This is a genomic window from Methanosphaera sp. WGK6, assembly GCF_001729965.1.
Taxonomy (GTDB): Archaea; Methanobacteriota; Methanobacteria; order Methanobacteriales; family Methanobacteriaceae; genus Methanosphaera.
In genome coordinates this window covers 22797-31739 of record NZ_JRWK01000017.1, presented here as the reverse complement: position 1 = coordinate 31739, position 8943 = coordinate 22797, and the positions used below count along the sequence as shown (strand labels likewise).

The 8943-nt window shown below is 28.2% G+C and carries 7 protein-coding genes and 1 pseudogene; 4 read left to right on the top strand and 4 right to left on the bottom strand.

What is annotated here, in order from left to right; all coding sequences use genetic code 11:
• Window positions 1-634: 634 nt before the first annotated feature.
• Window positions 635-1648, bottom strand: coding sequence for a methylcobamide:CoM methyltransferase MtaA (mtaA, locus tag NL43_RS07590; RefSeq protein WP_069593451.1), 1014 nt, complete (start codon window positions 1646-1648; stop codon window positions 635-637).
• Window positions 1649-2170: 522 nt separating this feature from the next.
• Here mtaA and gatA point away from each other — a divergent pair.
• A complete protein-coding gene (gene gatA / locus NL43_RS07585) occupies window positions 2171-3538 on the top strand; it encodes an Asp-tRNA(Asn)/Glu-tRNA(Gln) amidotransferase subunit GatA (RefSeq protein WP_069593450.1) in 1368 nt (455 codons plus the stop codon).
• A 130-nt stretch (window positions 3539-3668) separates the two neighbouring features.
• On the opposite strand, the gene tfrA is transcribed toward gatA, so the two are convergent.
• Genes tfrA through hisG form a run of 3 tightly spaced genes read right to left on the bottom strand, consistent with a single transcriptional unit; the run spans window position 3669 to window position 7037 of the window.
• The gene (gene tfrA, locus NL43_RS07580; RefSeq protein WP_069593449.1) at window positions 3669-5339 is read right to left on the bottom strand and encodes a fumarate reductase (CoM/CoB) subunit TfrA; all 1671 of its coding nucleotides are present in this window, start codon (window positions 5337-5339) and stop codon (window positions 3669-3671) included.
• A 20-nt stretch (window positions 5340-5359) separates the two neighbouring features.
• Window positions 5360-6139, bottom strand: a complete 780-nt coding sequence (locus NL43_RS07575) for a fumarylacetoacetate hydrolase family protein (protein WP_069593453.1) — start codon at window positions 6137-6139, stop codon at window positions 5360-5362.
• Window positions 6140-6167: 28 nt separating this feature from the next.
• The gene (gene hisG / locus NL43_RS07570; RefSeq protein WP_069593448.1) at window positions 6168-7037 is read right to left on the bottom strand and encodes an ATP phosphoribosyltransferase; all 870 of its coding nucleotides are present in this window, start codon (window positions 7035-7037) and stop codon (window positions 6168-6170) included.
• Between the two features lie 262 nt (window positions 7038-7299).
• Here hisG and NL43_RS08530 point away from each other — a divergent pair.
• The 3 genes and pseudogenes from NL43_RS08530 to ribB form a co-directional block, all read left to right on the top strand.
• Window positions 7300-7626, top strand: a pseudogene (locus NL43_RS08530) (DUF120 domain-containing protein); the annotation flags it as partial.
• 157 nt (window positions 7627-7783) lie between these two features.
• Window positions 7784-8218, top strand: a complete 435-nt coding sequence (locus tag NL43_RS07565) for a hypothetical protein (RefSeq protein ID WP_069593447.1) — start codon at window positions 7784-7786, stop codon at window positions 8216-8218.
• Window positions 8219-8247: 29 nt separating this feature from the next.
• Window positions 8248-8922, top strand: coding sequence for a 3,4-dihydroxy-2-butanone-4-phosphate synthase (gene ribB, locus NL43_RS07560; RefSeq protein ID WP_069593446.1), 675 nt, complete (start codon window positions 8248-8250; stop codon window positions 8920-8922).
• The last annotated feature ends 21 nt before the right edge of the window (window positions 8923-8943 follow it).

The following is an 8943-nucleotide window of genomic DNA, read 5'->3' as shown; positions in this document are numbered from 1 at the left end:
TTTGTTATTAATCTTATACCCACATAGTTATTACTATAGCCCTTTTAGGTATTTAATATATAGCCTTTTTTAAGTACCGAATACTTGAAAATTGATAAAGTAATATTTAATTTTATGATTTTATTAAAAAATATAAAACAAGACAAAAATATTTAATCAGCATATTTTTATTTTTAATATTAAAATAAAGATTATTTTAAAAATAAAATCTATTTTATTAGTTATTTTAATTAAATTCACTTTAAAAATTATATATTTTCAAAAAACAAGGAAAATAATAAAAAAATGTAATAATTAAATACATATATTTTATAGAAAATATTGCATAAAATCAATACATTCCATAGAATTAATGAACCATTTAGTTAAAATAAAATTATATTAAACAGAATACTATCTAAAAATACAACACAAATCTTAAAAAAAATATTTACAAAATTATTATTCTAAAAATCAGAAAAATCATTGCCAAAAATAAATAATATTAAAACAAGAATTAATCAAACAAATAATACAATACTATTAAAGTAAATAATATTATAAATCCAATAAAATAAGAAAATCACTGCAAAGAATGAGTTAAAATAAATAAAAAATAGATTAACTAAAAAAAGATAATAAGTAGTTAAACTACTTATTGATAAAATTCATCTCTTGCTTCTACAAATGCTTTGATGTTTGCTAATGGAGATTTAGGTGCAATACCACAACTTGGTGCTAATACATTTACTCCTTTTTCTAAAGCTTGTGTTACTTCTGCTTTTACTTCATCAGTTGGTTTACTGAATAATGTTTGGCTTGTAGAAATGTTACCTACCATTACTGTTTCAGCATCAATGTCTGCTCTTAATGCTTGAGCTTCGGACATATCTACTGCTTCTTCTACTGAAGCTCCACTGAATCCACAGTCTAACATACCTTCAAGAATAGGTCTGGAGTTACCACAAATGTGGAGAATACTTTGCATTTCCATTTCACCAGATAAGTCTTCTAATGCAGGTTGTGCGAATTCAGTAAAGTCATTAGGGTCTAATAATTCAGGGGAAGATGTTGGGTCTGCTACACAAATTACATCTACATCTGCATCATTGAATGCTTCTACTAATTCGATTTGTGCTTCTAATGCTTTGTCTACAATGTCTTCTACTACGAAACTGTCAGTTTTTAACATTTTTACTAAATCTTCTACACCTAATAAGTGACCAGCTAATGTGAAAGGACCAGCCATACCTACTACTACAGGTACTTCAGGGTATTCGTTTTTGAGGATTTCAATTGCATCTAATATGATTGGTAATCTACCTTGTTCTGCGAAGTCATCAGGTACTTCTAAGTCTTCGATGTCATCTACAGGAGCATGTGATCTTAAAGTAGGTGTGTTTTCCATGTCACCTAAATCTACTGTACAACCAAATGCTTCTGCTTCTGCTGTTAAATCGAAAGGAATTCTTGCACATTCTAATCCTGCTTGTTCGTGTAATGAAATACCTAATCTAGCCATTTGTTCTGCATCTTGGTGTGCTTCAGGCCAGGATACTTCTGCTCCAGGGAATGCTTCTTCAACTGCTGCTGCAGTTGCACTGATTGCAGGTACTTTTTCTACTTCTTCGCCATTTAATGCTGCTTTTAAATTTTCTATAAGATCCATTTGTTCACCTTTTATAATAATATATATTATATATGAGTTTCTTAATTTTAATTTTTCAAAACTCAATCAATTTTTAATGTTTATAAATATCAACATTGTTATTTTTAAATGTTTCTATTATTTAGAATATAACTAAATTTTATGCTAAATAATTGTACATTCTAACAAGTTTGTACTAGATATTTAAATCTAAAACATTAATGTTAAAAATAGTTTCATATGTGAGTATAAGACTATATTTTACATTATGATATAATTCAAGTTTATATATTGATTTTAGCACAATCTTGTTACTGATATAATATATTTACTTTACTATTTATAAATTTGACTTTTATTAAAAATTTAATATTGAAAAAAAATTTAAAAATACTTTAATTAACTATTCTTAAAAAAAATTATGGAAATAAATGAAATTAAAATTATAATAAGTTAAATTATATTAATTTCTTTAATCATATATATTATACATATAAGAGTATGATAAATTATTATTTCACGAATTTTACTAAAGGTGAACATATGAAAATAATAGAAAAAGTTGAAGCAATAAAACAACAGGAATTAACAGCAACTGAAAATCTAGAACAAATGTATAGTATCATTGAAGAAAAAAATAATGATATTAATGCATTTGTTGAATTAGACTTACAAAGAGCACAAAAAGTAGCAGAAAACATTGATAATAGAATTAAAAATAATGAAGATACAGGAAAATTAGCTGGACTTGTTATTGGTATTAAATGTAACATTAATGTTGAAGATTTAATTGTATCTGCAGCATCCCCAACTCTTAAAGAATATATTGGAAGTTATAATGCAACAGTGATTAACAGAATAATAGAAGAAGATGGAGTTATTGTTGGATTAACAAATATGGATGAATTTGCAGCTGGAAGTTCTACTGAAACATCAATGTATGGACCTACAAATAATCCAAGTGCCCCTGGACATATCCCAGGAGGTTCAAGTGGAGGATCTGCAGCAGCAATTGCAGCAGGAATGTGTGATATAGCACTAGGTTCTGATACTGGTGGTTCTATTAGAAATCCTGCATCACATTGTGGAGTTATGGGATTTAAACCTACTTATGGTATGGTTTCAAGACAAGGACTTCTTGATTTATCAATGAGTTTAGACCAAATAGGACCATTTGCAAATGATACAACAGGTATTGCACTTATGTTAGATGTAATAACAGGTTATGACCCATATGATACTACAACAATTAAAAAAGAAACATCCCCATTCATAGATGATACGAAAACAACATCCCTTGAAAATACCACAGTAGGAATAGTAAAAGAATTTATGGATGTGACTGATGATAAAATAAATAACGTTGTAAATAAATCTATTGACCAATTATCTGATTTAGGTGCAGATATCAAAGAATTAACATTTGAAGATATTAATCTTGGACTTCCTACATATTATCTTATAAATTATGTAGAATTCTTCTCAGCTACAAGAAAATATGATGGCCGTAAATATGGTGAAAGAATAGAAGAAGTATGTGGACCTGAAGTAGCTCGTAGAATAGAAATTGGGTCATATATAAGTCAAAAAGAATTCAGTGGAAAATACTATAAAAAAGCACTTCAAGCAAGATCACTTATCCGTAATGACTTCAATGATTTATTAAGTAATGTTGATGTAATTGCAGGACCTACAGTTCCAAAACTACCGCATAAAATAGGGGAAGAAATTGATACTATGGATATGTATGCATATGATATATTAACTGTTCTTGCAAACATTACCGGTATTCCTGCAAGTAGTATGAAATCAGGATTAGTTGATGATATACCAGTAGGTTTACAATTACAAGCAAAACCAGAAGAAGACCATAAAATACTTAGCACAATGAGTGCATTAGAAAATAATTAAATATCATCCACTTTTAGTAAAAGTCAAAACATAATGAAGTGTTCTTTACATTTCATTATTACTTTTTTAAAAGAGAATTTTAAAAACTAGTTTTTATTAATATATTAAAAAAAAAGAATTAATGGATGGATTAATCAGCAAATAATCCACGTTCTACTGTTCTAGTATCTTTATTTTTATTTAAGATAAAACTTTTAAGATATTCTTTATCATTACGTTCAGGATAATCTAAACGATAATGTGCTCCTCGACTTTCTTTTCTAAGTAATGCTGACTTTACAATTAATTTTGCTAATTTTATCATGCTGATTACTTCAATTGCAACGACAAGATCTTCATTGAATTCTTCAAATTGTGGAACTTTCATATTTTTAGTTTTTTCTTCAAGTTCATTTAATTTAACTTGTGCTTCTTTTAAACCAGATTCATCACGGACAATTGCAACATATTTCCACATTATTTCTTGAATTTGTTCTTTGATATCATTTGGTCTGTATTTTCCATCAGTCCATATAGATTGAATTCTTGAAATTTCATCGTTTATTTGATTTTCTCCGGGTTCAAGAAGTTCAGAAGTTTTTGCTTTTTCTGAAGCTTTAAGTCCTGCAGCATTACCAAATACTTGTGTATCTGCCAATGCATTTCCACCTAAACGGTTTGCCCCATGAACTCCTGAAGATGCTTCTCCCGCAGCATATAAATTTTCAATATTTGTTTCACAGTCACTATTAATTTTAATACCACCCATAAAATGATGAGCAGTTGGTGCTACAACCATTGGTTCCTTTGTTATGTCCACACCCACATCTTTAAATTGTCTGACCATTGTCTGTAGCTTTGTATGTACTTGTTCTTCAGGTAGATGTGCTACAGATAAATATACTCCTCCATCGTCTGTTCCACGACCTTCCTGAATTTCTGTATAAATTGCTCTTGCAACTACATCCCTTGTTGCTAATTCTTGACGTGAATCATAGTTAATCATGAATCTTTCATCATCAGTATTTATTAAATATCCTCCTTCACCACGAACTGCTTCTGTTATAAGAACTCCTCTCCGAGATTTAGGAGATAACATACCTGTTGGATGAAATTGAACCATTTCCATATCCATTACATCAGCACCAGCTTCATAAGCTATCATAACACCATCACCCGTTTTTTGAACAGCATTAGATGTTACTGGATATAACCAACCACAACCCCCTGAAGCTATAACTGTTGTTTTAGAATGATAAACAACTATAGAACTATCTTCAAGTGAAAGACCCATAGCTCCCACTATTTTAGTATTTGTTTCATCAAAAAGAAGTTTTGTAATCATGACTTCTCCATGAGTTTTTACACCTTCTCTTATAACCTCTTCTCTAAGACCCACCATCATTTCATGACCAGTTTGATCTCCTTTAAAACAAGTTCTACGATAAGATTGTCCACCAAAAGCTCTTTGGTTTAATCTTCCATCTTCTTGTCTATCAAATAATGAACCATACTTTTCTAATTCAATTAACATTTTAGGTGATTCTGTTACTAATTTATGGATTAATTCTAAATCATTTAAAAATGCTCCACCTTTTAAAGTATCTTGAATATGTATTTGTAAAGCATCTTCTTTATCCACATACCCAAATACTGCATTATATCCTCCTTCTGCAAGCATGGTACATCCAGATTTAAATGTTAATCCTTTTGATACTATTATTACATCTTGATTATTTTTACTAGCAATTATTCCACATTTACAGCCTGCTCCACCTGAACCTATTACTAGCACATCACAAGTATATTCCTTAATTTCCATAAAAATAAACCCCTAATTATTTATTTAACTATATTTTGTAATTTTCCTATTTTTTCTATTGTAATTGTTACTTTATCATTTTTTTGTAAATGGTCTATTCCTGGAGGTGTTCCAGTTGCAATTATATCACCCGGATTTAATGTCATGATATTAGATATATATTTCACCAAATCTAATGAAGAAAATATCATATTTCGTGTATTAGAATTTTGTTTTATATTACCATTTACTTCTGATTTTATATTCAAATTAGATGAATCAATATTTGTCACTACAACCGGACCATATGGACAAAATGTATCAAAACTTTTTGAACGTGTCCATTGACCATCACTTTCTTGAAGATCTCTTGCAGTTACATCATTTATTATAGTATAACCTAATTGAATATTTTCATTAAATTGACCTGAATCTATTTTATCCAATATAACTATACCTAGTTCTCCTTCAAAATCTAATTTTCTAGTAATTTTTGGATAATTTATAGTTTGTTGTGTAGCTATAATACTTGTTGAAGGTTTCATAAATAATAATGGTTCAGTTGGAAGTTCCATATCTAATTCCCCAGCATGATCTTTATAATTTAAACCTACACATATTATCTTTGAAGGATTAGTTGGAGGTAGTATTGTAACATCCTCTAGATTCACACTTTTATTACTAGTATAATTATCTTTAAAATTATGTTCATTTCGTATAGATTCAATAATACATGTATAATCCAAACAATATATTACATTATCCTCTACAATTCCCACATGTACTTCATCTTCTGAAGTTTTATATTTAATATATTTCATATTATCAAAAAAAAATATCATTCTGTATTTAGACATTTTCTAAAATTCTTTCAATTGGTACTACAAGCAAATCTCTTGCACCAAGTTTACGTAAATCATTAATTGTTTGAAATACATCTTTTTCAGAGATTACAGAGTGTACTGCTACTAAATCCTTGTTTCCATATATTTCAGAGATTGTTGGTCCACCCATACCTGGAATTAATTCTTTTACTTTTTCAAGATTTTCTTTCTTAACATTTACCATTATTAATTTTTTACCTTCAGCTTGAAGTACTCCAGTTATCCCTGTTTGAATAGCTTCTATTTTTTCATATTTCTCTTTTAAACTATTCTTATTTGCAATTAAAATTATAGAACTATTAAATATTGTATCAATTTCTCTTAAATGATTCATCTTTAATGTTGTACCTGTACTTGTTAAATCAGCTATTACATCAGCTACTCCAATTAAGGGTGCTACTTCTGTAGCTCCAGACAAAGCTAAAATTTTTACATCAATTCCTTTTTGTTTAAAGTAAGAATTAGTTAACCATGGAAATTCTGTTGCTACTGTTTTAACATTTTTTAAGTCATCTACCGTTTTAATATCAGAATTTTCAGGAGCTGCGACAACCAGTCTTGTTTGACCAAAATTTAAATCTTCCAATACTTCAACATCAGCATTTTTTTCCTTTACTAAATCAAAACCAGTTATTCCAATATCTGCTGCACCATCAGCCACATATTCAGGTATATCTGCTGCACGTGTGAACATTACACTTATTTCAGGATCAAACGTGTTTGAAAACAATTTACGATTTGAATTATCAGTTAATCCTATACCTGATTTTTCCAATAATTCCACTGCAGGACCACTTATACGGCCCTTTGAAGGTAAAGCTATACGAATATTCATAGTTATATGTTCCTCCATCTAAATTTTTATGAACTAAAAAAATTCTAAAATAATTAAATAAATTCATTTTTTTTATATATATTAATTATTATGTATGTTAATTATAATACATAATATATTACTTCTCAACTTTAAGAAAAACTAATAACAAATATAATAATATAAAAACATATTCATAGGAGTATTAATATGGTCTTATTAGAAGGCATCGTTCATCCAGGTTTACAAAAAGCTAGTAAATTCATGAAAAAAAACTGTTTATAAAGAACAATATCAAATTAAATTAGGTTTTGAACCATATCCTGGAACTTTAAATGTTAAATTAAAAAATAATATTACATTAGATATAGAAAATGAATTAGCATCTGAATTAAAAAAAATTGAAGGTAATCAACAATTTGGTGATGTATTTTTCTTAGAAGCTACCATCACTACCAAAAATAAGTCTATTAATAAAAAAGGTGCAATATTATTTCCTGTAAAAACTGTATATAATACAGACACTCTTGAATTTATCTGTGAAGAAAAACTAAGAAATACCATGAATCTCAAAGATGGTTCAACAGTTATTTTAGAAATAAACTATTAAAAAAAGAATTAATCTAATATTAAATAATAGGATAAATTGTATTAATTATAAAATTTAAAATACTTATTATATATAGTATATTTAATATTATAGACAATTATTTTAAATAACTAAAAACAACAATGAGAATTTTAAGTGTATTCCGGGAGGGATACTGTTGACTAATAACTATGAACTAATAACAACAGCAACTGTAGATAAATCAATGATACGTAAAATCGGAGAAAATCAATATTTAAAAATTATTCCAACAGAAAGAATAATCCAAATTTCTACCATTGAACAAAATAAAATTACAGAACCCATAAAACAAGTCGATGAAATCATTATTAAAGCATACCCTAAAGAAGTAAGTTTATATAGAAATCAGAATAAGGACATCAAATATGAAACTCGCTGGGAAACCATGGATGGTGAAACATTTGATATACCTTCTTCAGATATAAAAACAATTTATTCATTACTACAAGCAAAGAAAATAATAGTAATTGAAAATATGTTACATTTATCTAATGTTCTAAGTATGATTATAAAACAAGATACCCTTGAAAAGAAAATAGCAGACATTAAAGATAGAAATATAACTACTTAAATATAAAAAAAATAAAATTAGGTTATTATATGTTAAATAAAGCAATAGAAGCACTGAAAAATGGAGAAATCATATTAATTTATGATAGTGCAGACCGTGAAAGTGAAACAGACATGATAACTGCAGCAGAATTTATGACTACTGAAAAAATGACAACAATTCGTAAATATGCTGGTGGACTTGTATGTATGCCAATATCCAAAGAAAATTGTGATAAACTAGGCATTCCATTCATGATTGATGTATTAGAAGAAGCAAATGAAAAATATCCTATTCTAAAAGAATTATATCCTAATGACATACCCTATGATGAAAAATCATCTTTCAGCATAACTGTAAATCATAGAGATACATATACTGGAATTCCTGATGATGACCGAGCAAAAACAGAACGTGAACTAGCACTACTTTGTAAAAAAGGAAAACATTCAGAATTTGGAAAATACTTCAGATCACCAGGACATGTTACATTATTAAGATCAGAAGAAGATGCAGTTTTAACAAGAGAAGGCCATACTGAATTAACAATAGCACTTCTAGAAATGGCTGGATTAGAACCAGTAGGTATTTGTTGTGAAATGATTGGTGAAAATGGAAAAGCCATGCCAATTAATGAAACAAAAGAATATGCTGAAAAAAATAATCATGTTTTTATAAGTGGAGATGAAATTATAGAAGCATACAAGGAATTTAAAAATAATTAAATTCCCAAATACACTATCTCT

Bases quoted from the DNA above. Each gene is read 5' to 3' on its own strand.
- mtaA (WP_069593451.1), bottom strand. From the start codon at position 1,648: ATGGATCTTATAGAAAATTTAAAAGCAGCATTAAATGGCGAAGAAGTA.
- gatA (WP_069593450.1), top strand. From the start codon at position 2,171: ATGAAAATAATAGAAAAAGTTGAAGCAATAAAACAACAGGAATTAACA.
- tfrA (WP_069593449.1), bottom strand. From the start codon at position 5,339: ATGGAAATTAAGGAATATACTTGTGATGTGCTAGTAATAGGTTCAGGT.
- NL43_RS07575 (WP_069593453.1), bottom strand. From the start codon at position 6,139: ATGAAATATATTAAATATAAAACTTCAGAAGATGAAGTACATGTGGGA.
- hisG (WP_069593448.1), bottom strand. From the start codon at position 7,037: ATGAATATTCGTATAGCTTTACCTTCAAAGGGCCGTATAAGTGGTCCT.
- ribB (WP_069593446.1), top strand. From the start codon at position 8,248: ATGTTAAATAAAGCAATAGAAGCACTGAAAAATGGAGAAATCATATTA.